General features: G+C 46.9%; 23 protein-coding genes. 16 read left to right on the top strand and 7 right to left on the bottom strand.

Features of this window, described 5'->3' with window-relative positions; all coding sequences use genetic code 11:
* Positions 1–546: a hypothetical protein gene (locus P3L47_RS03165; protein ID WP_277782654.1), complete on the top strand. Its 546-nt coding sequence runs from the start codon at positions 1–3 to the stop codon at positions 544–546.
* A 13-nt stretch (positions 547–559) separates the two neighbouring features.
* Positions 560–1636, top strand: coding sequence for a hypothetical protein (locus P3L47_RS03170; RefSeq protein ID WP_277782655.1), 1077 nt, complete (start codon positions 560–562; stop codon positions 1634–1636).
* 7 nt (positions 1637–1643) lie between these two features.
* Here the strand turns inward: P3L47_RS03170 and P3L47_RS03175 are convergent, their stop codons facing one another.
* From P3L47_RS03175 to P3L47_RS03195, 5 genes are all read right to left on the bottom strand, one after another.
* Complete coding sequence (locus P3L47_RS03175) at positions 1644–2018, bottom strand: hypothetical protein (RefSeq protein WP_122361153.1); 375 nt, start codon at positions 2016–2018, stop codon at positions 1644–1646.
* Positions 2015–2578, bottom strand: coding sequence for an RNA polymerase sigma factor (locus P3L47_RS03180; RefSeq protein WP_277782656.1), 564 nt, complete (start codon positions 2576–2578; stop codon positions 2015–2017). The genes P3L47_RS03175 and P3L47_RS03180 overlap by 4 nt, the downstream gene beginning before the upstream one ends.
* A gap of 10 nt (positions 2579–2588) precedes the next feature.
* Positions 2589–2954: a DUF6249 domain-containing protein gene (locus P3L47_RS03185; protein WP_277782657.1), complete on the bottom strand. Its 366-nt coding sequence runs from the start codon at positions 2952–2954 to the stop codon at positions 2589–2591.
* Between the two features lie 163 nt (positions 2955–3117).
* Entirely contained in the window at positions 3118–3969 is an 852-nt protein-coding gene (locus P3L47_RS03190; protein ID WP_122361156.1) for a 3-keto-disaccharide hydrolase, read from the bottom strand.
* A gap of 21 nt (positions 3970–3990) precedes the next feature.
* Entirely contained in the window at positions 3991–5481 is a 1491-nt protein-coding gene (locus P3L47_RS03195) for a Gfo/Idh/MocA family protein (protein WP_122361157.1), read from the bottom strand.
* 288 nt (positions 5482–5769) lie between these two features.
* Between P3L47_RS03195 and P3L47_RS03200 the strand changes: the two genes are divergently transcribed.
* The 5 genes from P3L47_RS03200 to P3L47_RS03220 all read left to right on the top strand — a co-directional run bounded on the left by P3L47_RS03200 (position 5770) and on the right by P3L47_RS03220 (position 10417).
* Complete coding sequence (locus P3L47_RS03200) at positions 5770–5997, top strand: DUF4492 domain-containing protein (RefSeq protein ID WP_122352010.1); 228 nt, start codon at positions 5770–5772, stop codon at positions 5995–5997.
* Positions 5998–6008: 11 nt separating this feature from the next.
* Positions 6009–7598 carry a cytochrome ubiquinol oxidase subunit I gene (locus P3L47_RS03205; protein WP_122361158.1) on the top strand — a complete coding sequence of 530 codons (1590 nt, stop codon included), beginning with the start codon at positions 6009–6011 and terminating at the stop codon, positions 7596–7598.
* Positions 7599–7672: 74 nt separating this feature from the next.
* Positions 7673–8827, top strand: a complete 1155-nt coding sequence (locus P3L47_RS03210) for a cytochrome d ubiquinol oxidase subunit II (RefSeq protein WP_277782658.1) — start codon at positions 7673–7675, stop codon at positions 8825–8827.
* Between the two features lie 259 nt (positions 8828–9086).
* The gene (locus P3L47_RS03215; protein ID WP_277782659.1) at positions 9087–10001 is read left to right on the top strand and encodes a ribonuclease Z; all 915 of its coding nucleotides are present in this window, start codon (positions 9087–9089) and stop codon (positions 9999–10001) included.
* An 86-nt stretch (positions 10002–10087) separates the two neighbouring features.
* Positions 10088–10417 (top strand): T9SS type A sorting domain-containing protein, encoded by a 330-nt coding sequence (locus P3L47_RS03220; protein ID WP_277782660.1) that lies wholly within the window; start codon positions 10088–10090, stop codon positions 10415–10417.
* 272 nt (positions 10418–10689) lie between these two features.
* Here the strand turns inward: P3L47_RS03220 and P3L47_RS03225 are convergent, their stop codons facing one another.
* Positions 10690–12066 carry an OmpP1/FadL family transporter gene (locus P3L47_RS03225; protein WP_277782661.1) on the bottom strand — a complete coding sequence of 459 codons (1377 nt, stop codon included), beginning with the start codon at positions 12064–12066 and terminating at the stop codon, positions 10690–10692.
* Between the two features lie 235 nt (positions 12067–12301).
* On the opposite strand from P3L47_RS03225, the gene queC reads away from it, so the two are divergent.
* The 9 genes from queC (at position 12302) to P3L47_RS03270 (ending at position 21137) form a co-directional block, all read left to right on the top strand.
* On the top strand, positions 12302–12964 hold the full coding sequence (gene queC, locus P3L47_RS03230) for a 7-cyano-7-deazaguanine synthase QueC (RefSeq protein ID WP_277782662.1): 663 nt from the start codon (positions 12302–12304) through the stop codon (positions 12962–12964).
* A gap of 4 nt (positions 12965–12968) precedes the next feature.
* Entirely contained in the window at positions 12969–13433 is a 465-nt protein-coding gene (gene queF, locus P3L47_RS03235; RefSeq protein WP_277782663.1) for a preQ(1) synthase, read from the top strand.
* 89 nt (positions 13434–13522) lie between these two features.
* Positions 13523–14308, top strand: a complete 786-nt coding sequence (locus tag P3L47_RS03240) for a 3-keto-disaccharide hydrolase (RefSeq protein ID WP_277782664.1) — start codon at positions 13523–13525, stop codon at positions 14306–14308.
* A 220-nt stretch (positions 14309–14528) separates the two neighbouring features.
* Positions 14529–15884, top strand: coding sequence for a TolC family protein (locus P3L47_RS03245; protein WP_277782665.1), 1356 nt, complete (start codon positions 14529–14531; stop codon positions 15882–15884).
* 25 nt (positions 15885–15909) lie between these two features.
* Entirely contained in the window at positions 15910–17130 is a 1221-nt protein-coding gene (locus tag P3L47_RS03250) for an efflux RND transporter periplasmic adaptor subunit (RefSeq protein ID WP_122351806.1), read from the top strand.
* A gap of 49 nt (positions 17131–17179) precedes the next feature.
* The gene (locus P3L47_RS03255) at positions 17180–17920 is read left to right on the top strand and encodes an ABC transporter ATP-binding protein (protein WP_122374859.1); all 741 of its coding nucleotides are present in this window, start codon (positions 17180–17182) and stop codon (positions 17918–17920) included.
* A 12-nt stretch (positions 17921–17932) separates the two neighbouring features.
* Positions 17933–19153: an ABC transporter permease gene (locus tag P3L47_RS03260; protein WP_277782666.1), complete on the top strand. Its 1221-nt coding sequence runs from the start codon at positions 17933–17935 to the stop codon at positions 19151–19153.
* Between the two features lie 26 nt (positions 19154–19179).
* Positions 19180–20253 (top strand): sensor histidine kinase, encoded by a 1074-nt coding sequence (locus P3L47_RS03265; protein WP_122351809.1) that lies wholly within the window; start codon positions 19180–19182, stop codon positions 20251–20253.
* A gap of 113 nt (positions 20254–20366) precedes the next feature.
* Positions 20367–21137: a LytR/AlgR family response regulator transcription factor gene (locus P3L47_RS03270; protein WP_277782667.1), complete on the top strand. Its 771-nt coding sequence runs from the start codon at positions 20367–20369 to the stop codon at positions 21135–21137.
* 86 nt (positions 21138–21223) lie between these two features.
* Here the strand turns inward: P3L47_RS03270 and dacB are convergent, their stop codons facing one another.
* Positions 21224–22693, bottom strand: coding sequence for a D-alanyl-D-alanine carboxypeptidase/D-alanyl-D-alanine endopeptidase (gene dacB, locus P3L47_RS03275; RefSeq protein WP_277782668.1), 1470 nt, complete (start codon positions 22691–22693; stop codon positions 21224–21226).
* Positions 22694–22714 lie beyond the last annotated feature (21 nt).

The raw sequence follows: 22714 nt of genomic DNA on the forward strand, positions 1-22714 counted from the left end.
ATGGACAAATTAAAGAATTTCATAGACACCAATAAAGAAGCTTTTGAAGATGACCTTCTGCCGGAAGGTCACTTCGATCGCTTCGAAAAGAAACTGCCGAACGCACCGCGCAAAGGGCATTTCAAGCTCTACAGCTTATGTGCTTTTGCTGCTGCAGCTTCTATCGCCCTGTTCTTCCTGTTCCGGATGCCGGGCGGGACACCGGTTCCGTCGAACAACCAAAAGGCCTCCGTACAAAAGCAGTGCAGCGAGCAAAAGGAGTTCAACGAACTGCAGATGTATTACAAGATGCAGATAAACGATATCATGGCACAAATGGAGACGTTATACAAACAGGATAAAACGACGGGAGCAGCCGACCTGCTGCAGGAGAGCAGAAGGATCCTGAAAGACAACTATATGTTCGAAGAGACGATCCTCCCGACCCTACCCTGCTCAAACGACGGTCTGTTTGCCATGAACCAGCATTACAGCGCGAGTGTGGAAAGTCTGAACATCATGTTGAAACAGATGGAACGAGTGACAAACGAGAATGATAACAAATAAATAGAAACAAATCATGAATACAAAACAAACAAAAAGCCGTTCTTTATTGCTTCTGGCCGTGTTGCTAATCGCAAGTACAGCCATCGGCTGGGCTGCCAAACCCGAGAGTATAAAAAAGAAAGAGATCAGCCGTTCATATGACGTGAGCCTCAGCGATTTACTGACAACGGACAACCGTTACGGCAATACGACGATCACTCACTGGAACAAGAACGAGGTCTCTATCCGTGTCGAAATCGAAGCGAAAGCAGAAAGTGACGATGCCGCACAGGCTACGCTCGACCGTGTACAGGTAGAAATAAAGAAAAGCGGAAACACTGTTTCAGCCGTGACCTCTCTCAAAGAGCAGAAATGGAACGGGAACAGGAATGAACGTTTTACGATCAACTATTTTATCAGCATGCCGTCCAAGCTGGCTATCAATCTGGCTCAGAAATACGGGAACATCAATCTTCCGGAGAAGAACGAAGGGAACAGCACTATACAAGTGAAATACGGTAATCTGAATGCAGGTAGTTTTACAAAGTCGCTCGATCTGGAAGTTAAGTACGGGAATGTAGATATCAACGATATAACAAAGGCATACTTGTATTTGGGTTATTGCGGCAATGCATCTATAGGCAATGCCAGTCAGCTGGAAGTTGATAACAAGTATTCAAATCTGAGTATCAAAAAATGTACGCAGATCACTTTGGAAAACAAATATGGCAATGTGAAGATTGAAAGTCTTGACAAAGGAGATATGGGGATAAAATACAGCGAGGCAACAATCGGCTCGGTAAAAGACGAACTGGTAGTCGGCGAACTGGCTTACAGCACACTAACGATAAAAGAGCTTTCCTCTAATTTCAAAAAGCTGGATGTCGATGCCCGTTACGGCAATCTGAATGTGAACATTTCGTCGGGTGCCTCTTTCAAGGTGAGTGCTGAAAGCATGAAATATGGCAACCACAATGTCAGCGGTTTCAATGTCACCAATAAATCGACAGAAGATAAAGTAAACCATTATTACGAAATCAATGGCGGAAACAAGGGACGCATCTATTTCGATGGAAATAGCTACAGTAATATTCGGGTGAAGGCGTTATAAAACGCCTTCAATACCTCAACGTCAATACCTTATCCAGAGTCGAATAAAATATTAACGATCCGGCAATCACTGCCATCGTCAGGATAAACGGCAGCTTCTCTTTCAGACCGCCCAGCATATGGCTAGCGTTTCCTGCGGGAAGCTGTCCGACAAACATCAATAATCCGGCAAATACCACGAGATAGGCAATAATTATGCCAACTATCATAAAAGGCGGCATCCCGGAATGTAACTTTACCTTTTTCACTTCAGGGACTTTCAACGGTTCCTCCTGCATGATCAGATCCATGATCTTCAGGCTCAAATCCGGAGACGGCTCGACCATACCCTCTTTCAGTATCTTTTTGGTCAGGCGGTTTATATCTTTATCCGATGTATTCATAACACATTCGCTGTTTCGTTCTGCATCATTAACTGCAATGTTTCGTAGAAGTGCTTACGTCCCCGAAACAATTTTACTTTAATATTGGAAGGAGTCATTTCTGTGATCTGAGCAATGTCAGCAATCGAACACTCTTCCAGATAAAAGAGATTAAGCACCAGGCTTTCATCGGCCGGCAGCTTTTTCAGTACACGGGCAATTATTTCTTTCCGGTCTTCCCGCTCCAGGATAGCAGTCGCACTATCCACTTCGCTGGTAGTAAGATCGGTAGCAATAGCATCATCATAGCTCTCAAAAACCGATTGCTTCCTTTGCGCCGTTATCGCGGTATTGTAAACAATCTTATAAAACCAGGTAGAGAACTTACTGCCAAACTGGAAAGACGGAAGCGCACGATACATCTTCACAAAAGCATCCTGCACGACTTCTTCTGCCTCCTCGCGATTCTCCAGTATGCGGAAGGCAATCGTAAATGCCATCTGCTGGTACTTCGCGACGAGGCAGGAGAAACTCTTGGTATCCCCTGCCAAAATGCTTTTTATCCACTTTTGTTCGTCCATCAATCCGGTTTTATTGTTCTTTCTCTTTTTCCATCATTTTAAGAACAATAAAGAAGTATACCAGATAAGCTACTCCACCGCCGAGCACTGTATAAATAACGACAGAGAAACCTTCCCACTCGCTCGACATTGTTCCATCCATATAGACACCGAGTATAGCCCCAAAGGCAAGACCGACCATCAATAAGCCATTACGAAGTGCACCATACTTATTCGCTCTTCTTTCCGGTTCTTCAAGAACAATGCCTTTTTCAATCATAGCCATACGCTCTTCATGTCTTTGCCGGGTAGTTCTGACAACCACAACCATAAGCAATATAATAGGCAGACCAGCCCCGCAAAGAATTGCAACCAAAGGAATTAACCATTCTTCCATAATTTCAATATTTAAAATGTTTCTAATTGTTTCGTTTACAGATAAGACTAACACTTCGGAGGAAAGGTTACAGGATAAAGAAACTTTTTTGAAAAAAATACCCGGAGTCGGGCATATTACCGATTCCGGGTATTAATAAGTTAGTTATCCGTAAATTACGAAATTAGTCTAATACTTTGATCTTGATGTTACGGAACCAAACGTCGTCGCCATGATCCTGCAAACCGATGAAACCTTCTTTGTTAGGTCCGCCACAGTTCAACAGCAGTTCGTAAGCCAACGGCCATTTGTCTTTACTGAACTTACTTGCATCCAGCATTTCTTTCCACTGTTGAGTCCACAAGTGATATTCAACAACCGGTTCGTCATTCTGATAATGAACAACCGTACCTTTGTAACACATGATCTTAGATTTGTTCCATTCGCCGAACGGTTTAGAGTTCTGCGGTTTAGCCGGGATCATATCATACAGAGAAGCAGACTGGCGGTTACCGTCCTTACCCAATTTAGCATCCGGGTGGTTGGCATTGTCCAAAATCTGAAATTCAGGAGAAGAGATGTAAGAAGGCTGTCCTTCTACTTCCTGGATCAGGATAAACACACCAGAGTTAGCAGCTTTAGCCACTTTCCATTCCCATTCCAATTCGAAGTTTTTGAATTTATGAGCGAAAACCAGGTCGCCGCCATCCTTAGCACCGGCTTCACCGGCTCCGGAACCTTTGATATGGATTGCACCGTCATTTACTTCCCAGGCATTAGGTACGTCCGTACGATCATACCCTCTCCAGCCATTCAGTGTCTTACCATCGAAGATAGTAATCCAACCATCGGCATCTTTCGGGAATTTAGACAAGTCTACTGTCGGCAAATCCAATAATTTGTATTCGGGCACGGCAGCCTCAGTCTTTGTTTCAGCTGCATCGGCGGCAGCATCTTCTGTTTTCTTTCCGCCACCGCAGGAAGTGAAATAACACATCATCAATGCGGCACTGGCAAATAATACTGACTTCTTCATTTTTTATGTAGTTTAAAACTGTTATCTAGGCATATCAGGCAAGTTCCAACCATTACGGTAGTTATGCTTGATCAGTTCGTTAGCAAACTGTTTTGCATTGATAGGATCAGTCCAAATCTTATTGAATTTCGGGTCACCGTCAACGATCTTAAAGTCGTCCTTGATCAATATCTTGATCATTTCGTCATCCTTGATGTTTGTGAACTGCATGCTAGGACCATCCCACAGCAACTCTTTGTTCAGCGTCTGCAAACGGATAGCCAAAACCCCCATTACAACCATTTCGTTGAACGGACCTGCTTCAGAGAAATCAGATTTAGTCTTCACGCGGCTGGAAGCATTTTCCTTACAAGCGCGAACCCAATCCATTTCGTGACCACCGCTCATGGCATTCGGTACACGACGGCAAACTTTCGGAGCCGAAGCTGGTACACGACCGGACAATAACCAAGGCTGCTGTCCGTAGCAACCGCAGATCAACGTATCTTTTGTTCCGTGGAAAATACACAAACCGCCACCAGGACCCATCAGTTGTTTGCCTTCCGGGAAACCTTTCGGTCTATCCGGCATCATACCGCCGTCATACCAATGGATCTCAACTTCCGGCAAAGCTAATTTAGGCATATTGTCGCGAGCCGGGAATGTCAGTTTTACGTGTTGTGCCGTAGGAGCACAATCCTGCAGCAACAGTGTAGAAGAACCCTGAACTTTTGTAGGATAACCCAGTTTCAGGGCTTTGAACGGCTGATGCAGAATATGGCAAGCCATATCACCTAACGCACCTGTACCATATGCCCACCATCCGCGCCAGTTCCATGGATGATAAATTTTATTGTATGGACGAACTTCTGCGGGACCAGAGAACAGGTCCCAATTCAACGTAGAAGGAATCTTATCTACTTTTTCAGGAGCATTCAAACCCTGCGGCCAGATAGGACGGTCGGTAGCACATTCCACCTTTGTCACTTCACCGATCTCACCATTCCAAATCCATTCGCAAACCAGGTCGGTTCCTTCATCCGAAGAACCCTGGTTACCCATCTGTGTAGCTACATTATATTCTTTAGCCAGATTGGTAAGCAAACGAGATTCATAAACAGAGTGAGTCAACGGTTTCTGACAATATACGTGTTTACCCAACGTAATGGCATCAGCAGAAACAATCGCATGAGTATGGTCGGCTGTAGCACAAATAACAGCATCGATCGACTTACCCATTTCATCGTACATCTTACGGAAATCCCAATATTTCTTCGCATTCGGATGACGGTCGAAAACCGGTTTTGCATACTTCCAGTCAACGTCGCACAGAGCCACGATATTCTCTGTCTTTTCAACGTTTTTCAGGTTAGCATTACCCATACCGCCAATACCAACACCGGCGATGTTCAATTTATCTGTGGGTGCAATATGTCCATGACTTTTTCCTAGAACGGAGCCCGGTACAATGGTCAATGCAGCTGCTGCAGCTGCTCCTCTTTGAAGAAATGATCTTCTTGTGATGTTTGACATAGTAATAATTTTTTATAGATTAGCACTTAATAATAATATTCTGATTCAAATTTCACAGCTTAAAAACACAAACTGACGCAAATATAGCCAATGCGAAAAGAACAACAAGCCTGTATATCCGGCTTTCTTTTTTAAAATAGTCTTTTTTAACAGACCTTATAGACATTGTCTATTTTTTCATAAATATTATCTATGAGACTAGGCGTTTGAAAAGTCGCCTTTTCTTTTATATTTGTCTAATACAAAACATATTTATCCGATTTCTGTTATATTAATGAAGAGAAGAACATGAAAAAGAAACCAATACTTGTTCGAATATACCAATTTTACCTGGAAGGATTCCGCGAGATGAAGCTGGGTAAAACGCTATGGCTGATTATATTGGTCAAGCTTTTTATCATGTTTTTTATATTAAAACTGTTTTTCTTTCCTAATTACCTGGGACAGTTTGACAGCAATTCCGAAAAAGAAGAACACGTATCGGGTGAATTGATCAATCGAGCAATTACTCCTTAATTAATATAGTTATGATCGAAAGCATTGACACTTCTTTGATTGACTGGTCGAGGGCGCAGTTCGCTCTTACGGCTATGTATCACTGGCTTTTTGTACCCCTGACTTTAGGGCTTGGCGTGATCCAGGCAATACTGGAAACCATCTATTACAAAACAGGTGACGAATTCTGGAAAAAGACAGCTCAGTTCTGGATGAAGCTGTTTGGTATTAACTTCGCGATCGGTGTTGCCACCGGTCTGATCCTCGAATTTGAATTCGGGACGAACTGGTCGAACTACAGCTGGTTCGTCGGAGATATTTTCGGAGCGCCACTTGCCATCGAAGGTATCCTTGCTTTCTTCATGGAAGCCACATTCATTGCCGTGATGTTCTTTGGCTGGGACAAGGTGAGCAAGCGTTTCCACCTGGCTTCTACCTGGCTGACTATTATCGGCGCTACCCTATCCGCTTTATGGATCCTGATCGCCAACGCATGGATGCAGCATCCGGCAGGTATGCATTTCAACCCGGACACGGTGCGAAACGAAATGTTCGACTTCTGGGCGGTTGCCTTGTCACCGGTTGCCATCAATAAATTCTTCCATACCGTGTTATCCGGCTGGATCGTGGGTGCCCTCTTCGTTATCGGCATCAGCAGCTGGTATCTGTTGAAGAAACGGAATACACGTTTTGCACTGGAAAGTATTAAGATCGGAGCTATCTTCGGACTGGTCGCTTCTATTCTGATCGTCTGGACAGGTGACGGTTCCGCTTATCAGGTGGCACAGAAACAGCCGATGAAACTAGCTGCGATGGAAGGTCTTTATGAAGGAGGAAATGGTGTCGGCCTGGTTGGGATCGGCGTGTTGAATCCGGATAAGACCAGTTATAAAGACAACATCGAACCTTTTATATTCAACATACAAATCCCGAAAATGCTGTCTCTGCTGGCCGAACGCAAAATGGACGGTTATGTTCCAGGCATTGTCAACCTGATCGAAGGCGGTTACACGACTAAAGAAGGCACTCCTGCCCTCTCCGCAGCCGAAAAGATTACAAAAGGGCAGCTGGCTATCCAGGCATTAGCCAATTACCGGCAGGCTAAAAAAGACAAAGACGAAACGGCTGCCCAGCAATACCGGGCTACGCTGGAAGAGAACTTCCCTTATTTCGGTTACGGGTATATCAAGGATCCGGGCGACCTGGTTCCGCATGTCGGCATGACATTCTATTCATTCCGTATCATGGTTATCCTGGGCGGTTATTTCATTCTGCTCTTTATCATCGCCCTGGTATGGAATAAGAAAGATAAATTCCAGGATGCCCGCTGGCTGCAAAAAGTATGCCTGTGGTCTATCCCGCTGGGATATATTGCAGGACAGGCCGGATGGATCGTTGCCGAAGTGGGACGTCAGCCCTGGGCGATACAGGATATCCTTCCGACAAGTGCTTCTATCTCTAAACTGGCAACCTCGTCTGTGCAGACTACTTTCTTCCTCTTCCTGATCCTCTTCACGATCCTGCTGATCGCCGAAATAGGTATTATGGTGAAAGCCATCAAGAAAGGGCCGGAGGAAATTGAGAATGGAAAATTGAAAATTGAAAATGAAGGAGACAATTAACCTTCGCCTGCAGCTTTCCATTTTCCGCGAATAATTAATTTTCAATTTTCAACTTTCAATTTTCAATTAACACTATGGATAGTACATATATATTATTACAACATTACTGGTGGTTCCTTGTATCCCTGCTGGGAGCACTGTTAGTATTCCTGCTTTTTGTCCAGGGAGGTCAGTCGTTACTCTTCTCGATCGGAAAGACGGAACTGGAACAAAAGATGTTAATCAACTCCACCGGACGTAAATGGGAATTTACCTTTACGACGCTGGTTACTTTCGGAGGGGCGTTCTTCGCTTCTTTCCCCCTGTTCTACTCGACCAGCTTCGGTGGGGCTTACTGGGTGTGGATGCTGATCCTGCTCTGCTTCGTTATCCAGGCTGTATCTTACGAATACCAGGCAAAGAAAGGGAACTTATTAGGCAAGAAAACATATCAGGCATTCCTGATCATCAACGGCGTACTCGGCCCGATCCTATTGGGTACAGCAGTCGCCACCTTCTTCAACGGAGCCGAATTTTCTGTCAACAAAGGACAGATGACCGATATAGCCATGCCGGTTATTTCTACCTGGAACAATTCACTGCACGGACTGGAAGCTGCTTTCGTTTTTTGGAACATATGTCTCGGCCTGGCGGTATTCTTCCTGGCACGCGTACAGGCTCTGCTATATTTCATCAACAACATCGACAATAAAGACATCGTCAGTCGTTGTCGGAAACGGTTGATACCGGAAACTGCCTTGTTCCTGGTGTTCTTCCTGATCTTCCTCGTACGCCTGATGCTGGTGAGCGGATTTGCCGTAAATCCGGAAACGCAGGAAATATTTATGCAACCCTATAAATATTTCATCAATCTGATAGAGATGCCTGCCGTATTGGCGGTATTACTTATCGGTGTGGTGCTTGTCCTGTACGGTATCATCCGGACGATCGCATCGCAGACATGGCGAAAAGGAATCTGGTTTGCCGGAACAGGAACCGTTCTGACCGTATTGGCCTTATTGCTCTGCGCCGGATGGAACAACACGGCTTATTATCCGTCGTTGACCGACCTGCAAAGCTCATTAACCCTGCAGAACAGTTGTTCGAGCCAGTTCACCCTGAAAGTGATGAGCTACGTATCCATCCTTGTGCCTTTCGTCCTCGCCTATATATTCTATGCATGGCGGGCTCTGGATCTTCACAAGATAGATGCGGAAGAAATGGAAGAGAAAGACAGTCACACCTATTAAAACAAAGGAAACGGCGAAGCTCACGCTTGGCCGTTTCTACATTTAACCGTTTTAAACAAAAAGAAAAAGTTAGTTAAGGCTTAGAATAAAATATCTTAAGTCTTTTTTACTTACTAAACATTGCCTTCCTAAGGACAGCAAACAAATATATGTAATCCGAGCCATCTTCGGAACAATCGGACCGCTTTTTTTGTTATTTTTCACAGAACACAGATGCTTTTGTATTATCTTTGCAAACAATTATCCAAGGGATTCCTTTATGGCAGATTTCAATTTAAACATTCTGGGATGCGGTTCAGCCTTACCCACAACACGGCATCTGGCAACTTCTCAGGTAGTAGATTTACGTGATAAATTATATATGATAGACTGTGGTGAAGGCACGCAGGTGCAGATGCGTCATATGCGTATCAAATTCAGCCGGTTAAATCATATCTTCATTTCTCATCTGCACGGTGACCATTGCTTCGGACTGCCGGGGCTGATCTCCACATTGGGAATGCTAGGACGCACCGGCGAACTGGTGATACATGCTCCCAAAGAAATTGAAAACTACATGCGTCCTGTCCTGGATACATTCTGCAAGGGAATGCCTTACGAGGTCCGTTTCAATCATGTGGATACCCACAGTCATTCGCTGATTATGGAAGACCGTTCCCTCTCAGTCTATTCCATTCCGCTGAAACACCGGATACCGACTTGCGGTTTCCTGTTTGCCGAAAAACCGAAAGAAGCACATATCATCCGCGAAATGATCGATTTCTACCAGGTTCCCATCCGTTGCATGAAGGATATCAAACAGGGGAAAGATTACATCACGCCGGAAGGAGAAGTCATTCCCAACTCCCGTCTGACACGCCCGGCAGTTCCGCCCAAACGGTATGCCTATTGCTCGGATACGGCTTACAGTCCATCCGTGATCCCTATCATTGAAGGGGTCGACCTTCTTTACCACGAGGCTACTTTCGCCGAATGTGATAAAGCACGTGCCAAAGAAACATTTCATTCCACTGCCCGCCAAGCGGCAGAGATTGCATTAAAAGCAAAAGTAAAACGGCTTGTTATCGGTCATTATTCCGCCCGTTACGAAGAACTCACCGAATTACATAAAGAAGCGGAAGAATGGTTTCCCGGAACCATTTTAGGAAGCGAAGGAATGGTTTTACCTATATAATAGAGCCCTTTTCTCAAATAATAACCGACAAATATCCGCCATATTCAAAATTATTCATACATTTGTACGAATTTAGGGTTTTGAATATGAGAACATTATTTACCATAATCCTGTTGATCAGCACCTATGCTGGTAACCCGCTCACTGTCAATGCACAGCAGGCGGTCACTACTACGCATGCCGTAAAACAGGTAGAGGTAACAGAACCCGACTCCATCGAAATCAGTGCCTACGACAACAAGATCGTTGTTAAAAATGCTCCAGTCGGCAGCAAGCTTGAAATATACAGCGTAGTAGGTATCCGCGTCAAAGAAATAAAACTGAAACAACCGGACGGCGAATATACTGTCGACATCGCCAAAGGTTACTACATCGTCCGCATCGGCGAAACTGTCCGCAAAATAGCAATCCGCTAAGCATCTTTTCCTGTTATCTCCTTTGTAATAAGAATTGCATATATTATGCGACAGTAGTTCTATATATTATGAAACTCTAGTTTCATATATTATGGAAATAGTTTTCCATATATTATAAAACAAAAGTTCCATATATTATATAACTTTTGTTTCATCATAGAGAAATCTCACGAAACTGGAATCACCAGGTTATTAGGCATTTATAAAAAAAGAAAAGAGGACCTGTCACCAAGACAAGCCCTCCTCTTCTGATTATTATATATATGTATAGGTTAAAAAGCGTAATCCAGGCTTAAGCCGAATACTTTATTGGTACGGCTATATACGTTAGTTCCGGGAAGGCCCGTGCCACAGTAATCATCCGATTTCTTTGTATAATCACGGTAGCTTGTCCACATATACCCCACATTCAATGCCATCTTTTCGCTCAACATCAACTTAGCTCCGAAGCCCAGTGAGTAAGAGTCGCAGGAGAAACTGGTATCACTCTGATATTTGTCTGACAAACCATAATCTGTAATCTGAGCACCACCGCTAATAGTCAATCTCTTGATAACATCCCACTCGATGCCCAGCAAATACTCATTGGTACCTCTTTCGAGCTCTTTCTGCTTTCCGCCAGCCATTCCAGCTTTCTTGTCATCGAAGAAGTGATACTCGACAGATGCTTTTAACATGGGTAAAAACCGATAAGAGGCAGCTACAGAAAGCATTGAAGGAATATCGTTCGGCGTATTCACACCATGTTTGTAAGCACCAACCAAAGATTCCGCACTATCAGGATAATCCAACTTCTTTGTATTGTTTTCGATGTTCAGGTTCGTCATGAACTCATATTTAGCACCGAAATTGAATTTACCATATTTGACATCGACTCCAAGAACCGGAGTGAGTCCCCAACCCGTCTGGTCACAATCCAAAGCTAATGGCATCAATTCCGATCCGCCTAAATTCTGTTTTAGTTTCGCATTCAGATAACCCTCGTAGTTTCCTGAAAAATAATTCATTCGTCCACCGGCAAAAACAGAAATCCAATCCGTGATTTTGTACCCCAAACCAAGTTGTAGAGAATAAATATACTGTCTACCGTCCATCGCACTGTTAATAGTATACATATCCGGAGTCACGATGGGACTTTTACCGCCTGACGCCACATAATTCGTCAAACTTTCCTTGAATATACCAGCCATAGCAGCCGATTCGAACATGGGCAGACCATCGTTAAACGAAGCCTTACCGCCTCCTCCCGTGATGGCAAAGAATCCGGAAATAGTCCAGTCACCTTTTTTATAAGCCGCAAAAACACTCGGAATCACAGGAGCAGCCGCTTTTCCTTTGTAATACTTTTTGTAGTTTCCCACTGTCGGCTTCTGATTGGCCGGATCGAAACCATTGTATGTGCCAAAAGAGGCATCGATATTTCTAGTTTGGAAAGCACTCTGTATACTCACGCCTACACGAAAACCATCTGTCGGCAAGAAAGAAAGGCCCGCTGGGTTAGACAAAGCACCATCTATATCGATTGCAGCACCTCGCGAAAGTGATCTTAAAAAGGCTGCATGCTGATTGGTATTCGTCAATAATCCACCAGCGAAAGAAAGCAGAGGCATCATCATCAATGCCGCACCTAATAATACTTTTTTCTTCATGTTTTACTTTTCATTATTACAAAACGGCGGTAAAGATAAATACTTTTCTTCAATATTGCACACTTTTAACAAGAATGTGCGGCACAATTACGTCATTTCTGTGCAATAGTTCTAGTTATACCCCTCTATTTTCAATTTTCAATTCTCCATTTTCAATTAAAAAAGTATCTTTGCGGCGAAAAGGAACGTCTCCTTTTCCGTGTGCTTGCTGAACCACGTATAAAACAAGAAAAATATGAAACATCAAGAAGCCGCTTTGGTATGCTTCTCCGGTGGACAAGACTCCACGACCTGCCTGTTCTGGGCAAAGAAGCATTTTACACGTGTAGAAGCCGTTTGTTTTACTTACGGTCAGAAACATTCCCAGGAGATTGAAATTGCAAGAAAGATCGCAGCCGATGCCCATGTTCCGTTCCAGCTGCTGGACGTATCGTTGATCAGCCAGCTGGCTCCGAACTCGCTGACAGACACCTCGATCGTCATGGACGAGGATAAACCGGCAGACAGTTACCCCAACACATTCGTTCCCGGAAGAAATATGGTTTTCCTGACTTTCGCTGCCATCATGGCACGAAGCAAAGGGATTTTCCACCTGGTAACCGGTGTCTCGGAAGCTGACTTCAGCGGATATCCCGACTGTCGCGACACCTTTGTCCGCTCACTGAACGTCACGCTGAATCTGGCTATGGATGAACAGTTCGTCATCCACACCCCGCTGATGGACCGTGACAAGAGTGAAGTATGGGAGTTGTCCGACGAACTGGGCGTATTCGACCTGGTCCGCACACAGACACTGACCTGCTACAACGGCGTTCCTGCCGACGGTTGCGGTCATTGCCCCGCCTGCAAATTGCGTAGAGAAGGATTGGAGAAATACCTAAACAGGAAGAAGAAATAAGATTATGGATACAAGAAAAGAAGAAAACGAACTGCACCTGTTAGGCGGTTCTACCGAATATAAACAGGATTATGCCCCCGAAGTACTGGAAGCATTCACCAACAAACATCCAGGCAACGACTACTGGGTACGTTTCAACTGCCCGGAATTCACCAGCCTTTGCCCGATCACCGGACAACCGGATTTTGCAACCATCCATATCGACTATATCCCTGATGTGAAAATGGTGGAAAGCAAGAGCCTGAAGTTATACCTTTTCAGTTTTCGCAGCCACGGTGCTTTTCATGAAGACTGTGCCAACATCATCATGAAAGACCTCATCAAACTGATGGATCCGAAGTATATCGAGGTGACAGGAATTTTCACCCCACGAGGCGGAATCAGCATTTATCCTTATTGTAACTATGGCCGTCCCGGAACCAAATACGAAAAGCTGGCGGAACAACGCCTTTTCAATCACAACAGTTAAACGTATTTTCCGGTAAAAGCAGTTACAACATGGCAAATTATTATGTAGATTTGCATCATAAAATATGTAAACCTAAAATAATTTAGACCATGAAGAAAAGAGACTTCACCAGCAAAGCCGTACTGGCAGCCATAGCTTGTACGGCTTGTGTAAGCATGAGTGCGCAACAGAAAGAGTATCCACAACCTGAAAAAATGACTCCGGGCATGTCGGAATACTGGACACCGCAACCCAAGATCGTCACTCCGGGAGATATCAAAACAAACTCGGCTCCGTCCGACGCGATCGTCCTGTTCGACGGCAAAGACCTTTCCGCCTGGGAAAACACCAAAGGAGAACCGGCTCAATGGATTGTACACGATGGCGTATTCACCGTGAATAAGAAAGCCGGAGATATCCAAACCAAACAGAAATTCGACAGCTACCAGCTGCATATCGAATGGTGCGTTCCGGAAAACATCACAGGAACAAGCCAGGCACGCGGTAATAGCGGTATTTTTATGCAAGGAATGTATGAAGTCCAGGTGCTCGATTGCTACAACAACGAAACATACGTGAACGGACAGACCGGAAGTATCTACAAACAGACACCGCCGTTGGCAAACGCCATGCGTAAACCGGGTGAATGGAATGTATACGATATCATTTATTCCGCTCCTGTTTTCAAAGAAGACGGAACCTATCGCGTGCCGCCCAGCATCACCGTTATCCAAAACGGCATCGTTTTGCAGAACAACACGACGATCCTCGGAACAACCGAATACATCGGCTTCCCGAAAGTGATCCCTCACGGAGCCGGCCCGATCATCCTGCAGAGCCACGGTGATCCCAGCGAACCGATCAGCTTCCGCAATATCTGGTTAAGAGAAATGTAATCATAGAAAGGGGACGCAGATCTGCGTCCCCTTTCTAATTACAAATCTAATTACCAAACCTTATCGTTCCCCCTCTATTCCGTTTATCGGCAAAATCCCCGTTTTCGTCTATGAACCAACCTCCTATTTCTATTCTAATTGTATAGGAATTTAATACAAAGTAGTTTTGCTTCAGAAAATAAAGGTAAAAAGATTGTTTAGGTCGCAAAACGAAAGCATTATGAAACAGATCTCTCTAATAATCCTATCCTGCCTGCTTCTTCTGCCTGCCGGAATGAAAGCAGAGGACGACATGCCGAAGCAGTGGACGCTTCGTGATTGCATTGATTATGCCCTGGAGCATAACATCACCATCCGCCGTAACCGCATCAGCGTCGAGAGCACACAAGAAGATGTAAAGTCGGCAAAGGCGGATTTCCTTCCTTCCCTGAGTGGAAATATCAGCCAGCGCATCGTGAACCGCCCGAACAGTGCCAGCGGTACGATCATCAGCGGCGACAACATCACCACCAGCGAAAGTAAAACCTCTTATAACGGCAGTTACGGCATCGATGCCAACTGGACGGTTTACAACGGCAGCAAACGGGTAAACACTGTCAAACAGCAACAACTGAACAGCCGCATCGCCGAACTCTCCGTCGATGAAAGCGAAAACACCATCAAGGAAAACATCACCCAGCTGTACGTACAGATACTCTATTCCGCCGAAGCAGTCAAAGTGAACGAATCGACCCTGGAAGTCAGTCAGAAAGAATACGAACGTGCACAGGAACTGTTCAACGCCGGCAGCATCGCCTCCAGCGACCTCGCCCAACTCGAAGCACAGGTAAGCAGCAATAACTACCAACTGGTCACCTCTCAAACAACTTTGCAGGATTACAAGCTGCAACTGAAACAGCTGCTCGAACTGGACGGCGATTTCGAAATGGATCTTTACATGCCGCAACTCGACGACAGCAGCGTATTGATACCGCTGCCCGGCAAAGACGATGTCTACCAGACCGCCCTCAACCTGCGCCCTGAAATAGAATCCGGGAAACTGAATATCCAGTCTTCCGACCTGAGTATCAAGATGGCACGTGCCGGATATATCCCGACACTGAGCCTCAGCGCCGGGATCGGAACGACCAATGCCAACGGCAACGATTTCAGCTTCAGCGAACAGGTCAAACAGAACTGGAATAACTCCCTGGGCCTGACCCTGAGTATCCCCATCTTCGACAAACGACAGGCAAAGACAGCTGTCAACAAAGCGAAGTTGCAAAAGCAAACCAGCGAGCTCGACCTGATGGACAACCAGAAGACACTCTACAAAACGATTGAAAGCCTCTGGCTGACAGCCAACAGCGCCCAACAGCAATATGTAGCCGCAGCACAGAAGCTGAAAAGCACAGAAGCCAGCTACGCCCTTGTCAGCGAACAGTTCAACGTCGGCATGAAAAATACGGTAGAACTGCTCACCGAGAAAAACAATCTCCTGAGTGCTCAGCAGGAAACGCTACAGGCCAAATATACGGCCATCCTCAACGCAGGTTTGCTGCGCTTCTACCAAGGTGAAGAAATCGTGATGTTCTAAGTAAAAAATAAAAACAGAAAAAGATATGAACAAGAAACTTATTATCGGTATAGCAGGCGTGCTGGTCGTAGCCGGAGGAATCTGGTTCTTTACAGGTAAATCGTCGAAAGGCGGCATCAGCCTCGAAACCGCCAAAGTGAACCGCAGCTCCATCTCAAACACAGTGACAGCTACCGGAACAGTAGAACCGGTGACGGAAGTGGAAGTCGGTACGCAGGTATCCGGCATCATCGATAAATTGTACGCAGACTACAACGACGTAGTGAAAGCCGGACAATTGATCGCAGAAATGGATAAAGTAAACCTGAAGGCCGAACTGGCATCCGCCCAGGCCCAGCTGGCAAGCAGCAAGAGCGAATACGAATACCAGCAGAAGAATTACGCACGTAACAAGGTGCTTTACGAAAAGAAACTGATCAGCGACTCCGATTATGAGACAGCGACTTACAATTACGAAAAGTCGAAAGCCTCTTACGAACAGAATCAGGCAGCGATGGTCAAAGTGAACCGTAACCTCGAATACGCCACGATCACCAGCCCGATCGACGGTGTCGTTATCAACCGTGCCGTCGAAGAAGGGCAGACCGTTGCCGCCGGATTCGAAACGCCGACCCTGTTCACCATCGCCGCCGACCTGACCAAGATGCAGGTGATCGCCGATGTCGATGAAGCCGATATAGGCAACGTACACGACGGACAGCGTGTCAGCTTTACCGTCGATGCCTATCCGAACGATGTATTCGAAGGAACCGTCTGGCAGATCCGCCTGGGCGACAGCAGTAGCAGCAGTTCAAGCAGTTCTACCAGCTCATCCTCTACGGTCGTAACCTATGAAGTAGTGATTACCGCCGACAATCCGGACCTGAAACTGAAACCCCGTCTGACAGCCAACGTGACGATCTACACGCTCGAACGCGATAACGTCCTGACCATTCCGACCAAATCATTACGTTTCGTTCCGGAAGAAGAACTACTCGTCGGCACCGGCCTGATCGCCGAGAACAGTGCCCAGGAAGCACCTGCCGGCAAACGTCTGGTTTGGGTTAAAGAAGGACAGCAGTTGCACCCGAAAGCCGTTACTGTCGGATCGACAAGCGGCAATATGATCGAAGTGATCGACGGACTGAACGAAGGCGAAGAAATCGCTGTCGACCTTACTTCGGACGCACCGGCACAGGCCGCTGCCCCAACGGAAAAGAGTCCGTTCATGCCTGGCCCTCCGGGAAGCGATAAGAAGAAGAAATAAAAATAGTTGACAGTTGACAAGTGATAGTTGACAGTTAAAAACAACAGCAATGAAAGAGATAATCAAATTAGATAACATCAGGCGTGACTTCAAAGTCGGAGACGAGATCGTCCATGCCCTGCGTGGCGTCTCCTTCACGATACACGAAGGAGAGTTCGTCACCATCATGGGAACCTCCGGCTCGGGAAAAAGTACGCTGTTGAACACGTTGGGATGTCTCGACACACCGACCAAGGGCGAATATTATCTCGACGGCGTCTCCGTCCGCACGATGGGAAAGAATGCCCGTGCCACCCTGCGCAACCGGAAGATCGGATTTGTCTTTCAGAGTTACAACCTGTTGCCCAAAACGACAGCCGTAGAAAATGTAGAACTACCTCTGATGTACAACCCCAACTTCAGTGCCTCCGCCCGCCATGAGAAAGCCGTGCAGGCATTGGTCGCCGTCGGCCTGGGCGACCGCCTGATGCACAAGAGCAACCAGATGTCCGGCGGACAGATGCAGCGTGTAGCCATCGCCCGCGCCCTGGTGAATGACCCGGCAGTGATCCTTGCCGACGAAGCAACGGGAAACCTGGATACACGTACGTCATTCGAAATCCTGGTACTCTTCCAGAAGCTGCATGCCGAAGGACGTACCATCATCTTCGTAACGCACAACCCGGAAATTGCCCAGTACAGCAGCCGTAACATCACCTTGCGTGACGGACATGTAACAGCCGACACGGTGAACAACAATGTACAAAATGCAGCAGAGGCATTAGCCAGGCTGCCTAAGAATGACGATTAATAATTATTCAAAATGAACGGAACAAACCTCATAAAAATAGCCCTCCGTGCCCTTGCCAACAACAAGCTACGCGGATTCCTGACGATGCTCGGTATCATCATCGGCGTTGCCTCCGTGATCACGATGCTTGCCATCGGACAAGGATCGAAGCGGAGCATACAGGAACAGATCAGCGAGATGGGCTCGAATATGATCATGATACATCCCGGTGCCGATGTCCGGGGAGGTGTCCGTCAGGATGCTTCCGCTATGGAGACACTGAAGCTGGAAGACTATCAGAACATCGTCGACGAAACCCGTTACGTCTCTGCCGTCTCCCCTTCGGTCAACAGCAGCGGACAAGCCATCTTCGGAGCCAACAACGCCCCGACCACCGTCTACGGTATCAGTCCCGACTATCTCGAAATCCGCCGTTACAAGGTGGAAGACGGCGATATGTTCACCGAACAGGACATCCAGACAGCAGCAAAGGTCTGTGTAGTCGGTAAAACCGTAGTCGACAACCTCTTTACCAACGGCGAAAGCCCCGTCGGCAAAGTCATACGCTTTCAGAAATTACCTTTCCGCATCGTAGGTGTGCTGGAAAGCAAAGGATACAACAGCATGGGAATGGACCAGGACGACCTAATCTTAGCTCCATACACAACTATTCAGAAAAAAGTTCTGGCCATCACCCATCTGCAAGGCATCACCTGTTCGGCCCTCAAAGAGGAATACACCGACCAGGCCATTGACGAGATAACGGAAATACTGCGCCGCAACCATAAGTTGAAGGAAAGTGACGATGATGATTTTACCATCCGTAGTCAGCAGGAGTTAAGCACGATGTTGACAAGTACTACGGACATGATGACCGTGCTGTTGGCGGCTGTGGCGGGTATTTCGTTGCTCGTTGGTGGCATCGGTATTATGAACATCATGTATGTCAGCGTCACGGAGCGTACCCGCGAGATCGGCTTGCGTATGAGTATCGGGGCAAAAGGGATCGACATCCTCGCCCAGTTCCTGATCGAATCCATCCTGATCAGTGTGACCGGCGGACTGATCGGTGTCGTATTGGGTGTAGGAGCCGCCCTGGTGGTGAACGGCATCGCCCACTTCCCGATCTATATCCAACCGTGGAGCGTTATGCTTTCATTCGCTGTCTGTACCGTCACCGGTGTCTTCTTCGGATGGTATCCGGCCAAGAAAGCCGCCCAGCTCGATCCGATCGAAGCAATCCGTTACGAATAAGAAATTATTTAATATCTTTGTAAAAGATGAAAACAGAAACGACAACACATACGCATATATCTCCCCCTTTCAAGGGAATGGGCAGCATTATCCATATTGCTGCCTGGGGGATTTTGTTCGGCCTGCCGTTCTTCTTTACGGGCAGGGAATCACAGGAACTGACGGTGATCAGCTATCTGCGCTCCGTCATCGTTCCGCTTTCGTTCATGATGGTTTTCTATGTGAACTATTTCCTGTTGGTAAACCGTTATCTGTTTTCACGCCACGGATGGAAGTTCTTCCTCAGCAACGTCCTGCTGATCGCCTTTGCGATGCTGGCGGTACATCTGTTGATGCAACTGCTTCCGCCGCCAGAGATACACCGCCCGCACCGTCCGGAAAGGGAGTTGCAGGAGATCATCGGCTTCTTCCTCGTCAATGCCATGCTGTATGCACTGGTGGCAGGACTGAGTGTCGCCATCAAGATGACAAGCGGCTGGTATCAGGTAGAATCCATGCGCCGCGAACTGGAGAAGAGCCGGGCGGAAGCCGAACTTCAGAACCTGAAAAGCCAGCTGAACCCGCATTTCCTGTTCAACACGCTCAACAATATCTACAGCCTGATCGCTTTCAGTCCCGAACGAGCACAAGAAGCAGTCCACGACCTAAGTCGCCTGCTGCGTTACGTCCTTTACGACAGTAGCCAGCCGCACGTCTTGCTGGAAAGCGAACTGGATTTTATCCGCAACTATGTAGAACTGATGCGCATCCGCCTGCCGGAGCATGTGGAACTGAAAACGGAGATATCTGCCGCCAAACCGGATGCCATGATCGCCCCCTTGTTGTTCATCTCCCTGATCGAGAATGCCTTCAAACATGGCGTCAGCAACAGCCAGCCCTCGTTCATCCATCTGGATATACACCAGAACGGCGACCTGGTTGTCTGCATCCTGAAAAACAGTTATTTCCCCAAAGATGCGGAACAGGACAAGAGCGGTTCGGGAATCGGCATCAAGAACCTGCGCAAACGGCTTGAATTAATTTATCCGAACAAACATATTTTCTCATGCGGTGTAGACGGTGACAGTTATCATAGCATGCTGGAAATACAAATCAATTGACAGTTGACAAGTGACAGTTGACAGTTAGGCTTCGCATCCGGTAAACAAATCGGTAAAAGCCGAAATAACTGTCAACCGTCAACTGTCAACTGTCAACTAAATAAGTATTATTTATGAAACTGACTTGTGCAATCATCGACGACGAGCCTTTGGCAATCAGCCTACTGGAAAGTTATGTCAACAAGACCCCGTTCCTGGAACTTGCCGGGAAATACAACAGTGCGGTCAATGCCCTGCCCATGCTCACCAAAGAGCCTGTCGACCTCCTGTTCCTGGACATCCAGATGCCCGAACTCAACGGCATGGAATTTTCCCGCATACTGGAAGCCGAGACACGGATCATCTTCACAACGGCTTTCAGCCAATATGCACTCGACAGTTACAAGGTAAACGCTCTCGATTACCTGCTGAAACCGATCAGTTATGCCGACTTCCTGAAATCGGCCAACAAGGCGCTGCAATGGTACGAACTGTTGCGGGAAGGGAAAGAGGGGAAAGCCGATCCCGGGAAAAACGACCAGCCGACCGCCCCGGCAGTACAATCCCAGACATCGATCGAAAGCATTTTTATCAAGACAGAATACAAACTGGTGCAGGTCGAACTCCGCAAGATATTATACATCGAAGGACTGAAAGATTATGTCAAAATATTTATCGAAGGCGAACCGCATCCGATCCTCTCGCTGATGAGCATGAAAAGCCTGGAAGACATGCTGCCGACCAACCGCTTCATCCGTGTACACCGTTCCTTCATCGTCCAGCCGGAAAAGATCAAAGTGATCGAACGCAACCGCATCGTCTTTGGCAAAGAATATATCCCTATCTCCGACAACTACAAACAGAAGTTCATGGAGTTTCTGGCACAGAGGTCGCTACTGCCTTAGCAGTTGATAGTTGACAAGTGACAGTTGACAGTTTGAGACTCTATCAATAACCTGTCACTTGTCAACTGTCAACTGTCAACTGTCAACTAGAAAAGTTGCAACAGCAACTTTTCCAGCCCCTTCGTCATCTGCCCCATGCTACAGGAATAATTATTGGAGAAAACGGCAACAGCATAGCGTTTACCGTCTTTGTCTATATACCCGGCATAACTACGTACTCCCGTTATCCCGCCACTCTTCAAACGAGCTTTCCCTTGCAACTTGCTTCCTTTCAACAGGTTGCGGACCGAGCCTTCCACACCCGCCTGCGGCAATGACTCGAAGAAAGCTTCGGAAACCTCCGATTTCGTCGCCATATACACCAGTAGATCAGCAATAAACTCAGCCGATACCTTATCGGCCGGAGCCAGTCCGCTGCCGTCATACATCCGCAACGGATACACATCCAGCCCCTTCTTCCTCCAATGATCGAGTACCACCTGCACGCCCCGTCCGAAAGAAGAGATCACCTCGTTTTTCCGGGGAACATATTGCAGACCGACCGTTTTCACCAGCGCATCCGCAAACAAATTATGACTGACATGATTCGTCACGCTCGCAATCTCTTTCAATGTCGGCGAATAAGTCGTTACAACCGGCTTCCTCTCGACCGTTTTCCACCGCCCGGCTTCCGATTCGATCCGGTAACAAGTCGGCTCCTTTCCTACCACAATACCTTCGCGCTCAAGGCAACCGGTCAGATATTCCGCCAGAAACAAAGCCGGATCGGGAATATCGCCTTTCAACACATAATTCTCGCGGTTAGCAGGAACAACACCCTGTAAATAACGCTCGCCGGACAACGGGGCACCGATTATATAAGCACTATCAGACGACGACGCTTTCAGATAATTGATAAACCGCAGGGAAGGAATTGCCGGATCAGTCCCAACAACCTCCGGACGAGTTCCGGCAGCCCCCGTCTTCAGGGACAACTTATACATATTGTCGAACACCGAAAGCCCGTAGCTTCCCGGTGCATAATAATTCCCCATATCTTCCCGCAGCCATTTGATAGATGCACCCTCCGTATCGAAAATACGTTCGTCGGCCACCACCGCCCCGGTGATCTTCCGGATACCCGCCTTCTTCAGCGCCGCTATCCATTCGGGAATAAAGGTATTCTGTGCGGGCGTATAACGATTCCTGTCGGGAGCGAAATGCGACGACCCCAGCGACGGGTCACCGCCTCCCCTGATATACAGATTTCCGTTCAGGACACCCTCTTTGATACTCCCGTCATGCTCCAGCGACGTAGCATACCGATAATCGTCTCCCAATATTTCGAGAGCCGTAGCCGTCGCGACCGTTTTCAGAACAGAAGCCGGAGAAACGGCACGATCCTCGTCATAGCTGTAAACCGTTTTTCCATCCTGCACGTCTTTCACCACAATGGAGAAGGTCGCCCCCTTCATATAAGGGGCATTCAGCAATTGTTTTACAGGTTGGGGAGTCTGTGCCTTCGGCTGTGAAAGGCAGCCTAACAGCAAAGCTGCACATAATATTTTCTTTATCATCTTATTATCCTATTCCAGTTT

The organism is Parabacteroides chongii (assembly GCF_029581355.1).
Taxonomy (GTDB): domain Bacteria; phylum Bacteroidota; class Bacteroidia; order Bacteroidales; family Tannerellaceae; genus Parabacteroides; species Parabacteroides chongii.

Excerpts from the sequence above, each read along its gene's own strand:
- P3L47_RS03200 (WP_122352010.1), top strand. The coding sequence starts at position 5,770 with ATGAAAAAGAAACCAATACTTGTTCGAATATACCAATTTTACCTGGAA.
- P3L47_RS03265 (WP_122351809.1), top strand. The coding sequence starts at position 19,180 with ATGAAAACAGAAACGACAACACATACGCATATATCTCCCCCTTTCAAG.
- P3L47_RS03195 (WP_122361157.1), bottom strand. The coding sequence starts at position 5,481 with ATGTCAAACATCACAAGAAGATCATTTCTTCAAAGAGGAGCAGCTGCA.
- P3L47_RS03190 (WP_122361156.1), bottom strand. The coding sequence starts at position 3,969 with ATGAAGAAGTCAGTATTATTTGCCAGTGCCGCATTGATGATGTGTTAT.
- P3L47_RS03180 (WP_277782656.1), bottom strand. The coding sequence starts at position 2,578 with ATGGACGAACAAAAGTGGATAAAAAGCATTTTGGCAGGGGATACCAAG.
- P3L47_RS03210 (WP_277782658.1), top strand. The coding sequence starts at position 7,673 with ATGGATAGTACATATATATTATTACAACATTACTGGTGGTTCCTTGTA.
- P3L47_RS03255 (WP_122374859.1), top strand. The coding sequence starts at position 17,180 with ATGAAAGAGATAATCAAATTAGATAACATCAGGCGTGACTTCAAAGTC.
- P3L47_RS03225 (WP_277782661.1), bottom strand. The coding sequence starts at position 12,066 with ATGAAGAAAAAAGTATTATTAGGTGCGGCATTGATGATGATGCCTCTG.
- P3L47_RS03245 (WP_277782665.1), top strand. The coding sequence starts at position 14,529 with ATGAAACAGATCTCTCTAATAATCCTATCCTGCCTGCTTCTTCTGCCT.
- P3L47_RS03215 (WP_277782659.1), top strand. The coding sequence starts at position 9,087 with ATGGCAGATTTCAATTTAAACATTCTGGGATGCGGTTCAGCCTTACCC.
- P3L47_RS03170 (WP_277782655.1), top strand. The coding sequence starts at position 560 with ATGAATACAAAACAAACAAAAAGCCGTTCTTTATTGCTTCTGGCCGTG.
- P3L47_RS03165 (WP_277782654.1), top strand. The coding sequence starts at position 1 with ATGGACAAATTAAAGAATTTCATAGACACCAATAAAGAAGCTTTTGAA.
- dacB (WP_277782668.1), bottom strand. The coding sequence starts at position 22,693 with ATGATAAAGAAAATATTATGTGCAGCTTTGCTGTTAGGCTGCCTTTCA.
- P3L47_RS03205 (WP_122361158.1), top strand. The coding sequence starts at position 6,009 with ATGATCGAAAGCATTGACACTTCTTTGATTGACTGGTCGAGGGCGCAG.
- P3L47_RS03240 (WP_277782664.1), top strand. The coding sequence starts at position 13,523 with ATGAAGAAAAGAGACTTCACCAGCAAAGCCGTACTGGCAGCCATAGCT.
- queF (WP_277782663.1), top strand. The coding sequence starts at position 12,969 with ATGGATACAAGAAAAGAAGAAAACGAACTGCACCTGTTAGGCGGTTCT.
- P3L47_RS03250 (WP_122351806.1), top strand. The coding sequence starts at position 15,910 with ATGAACAAGAAACTTATTATCGGTATAGCAGGCGTGCTGGTCGTAGCC.
- P3L47_RS03260 (WP_277782666.1), top strand. The coding sequence starts at position 17,933 with ATGAACGGAACAAACCTCATAAAAATAGCCCTCCGTGCCCTTGCCAAC.
- P3L47_RS03220 (WP_277782660.1), top strand. The coding sequence starts at position 10,088 with ATGAGAACATTATTTACCATAATCCTGTTGATCAGCACCTATGCTGGT.
- P3L47_RS03185 (WP_277782657.1), bottom strand. The coding sequence starts at position 2,954 with ATGGAAGAATGGTTAATTCCTTTGGTTGCAATTCTTTGCGGGGCTGGT.
- queC (WP_277782662.1), top strand. The coding sequence starts at position 12,302 with ATGAAACATCAAGAAGCCGCTTTGGTATGCTTCTCCGGTGGACAAGAC.
- P3L47_RS03175 (WP_122361153.1), bottom strand. The coding sequence starts at position 2,018 with ATGAATACATCGGATAAAGATATAAACCGCCTGACCAAAAAGATACTG.
- P3L47_RS03270 (WP_277782667.1), top strand. The coding sequence starts at position 20,367 with ATGAAACTGACTTGTGCAATCATCGACGACGAGCCTTTGGCAATCAGC.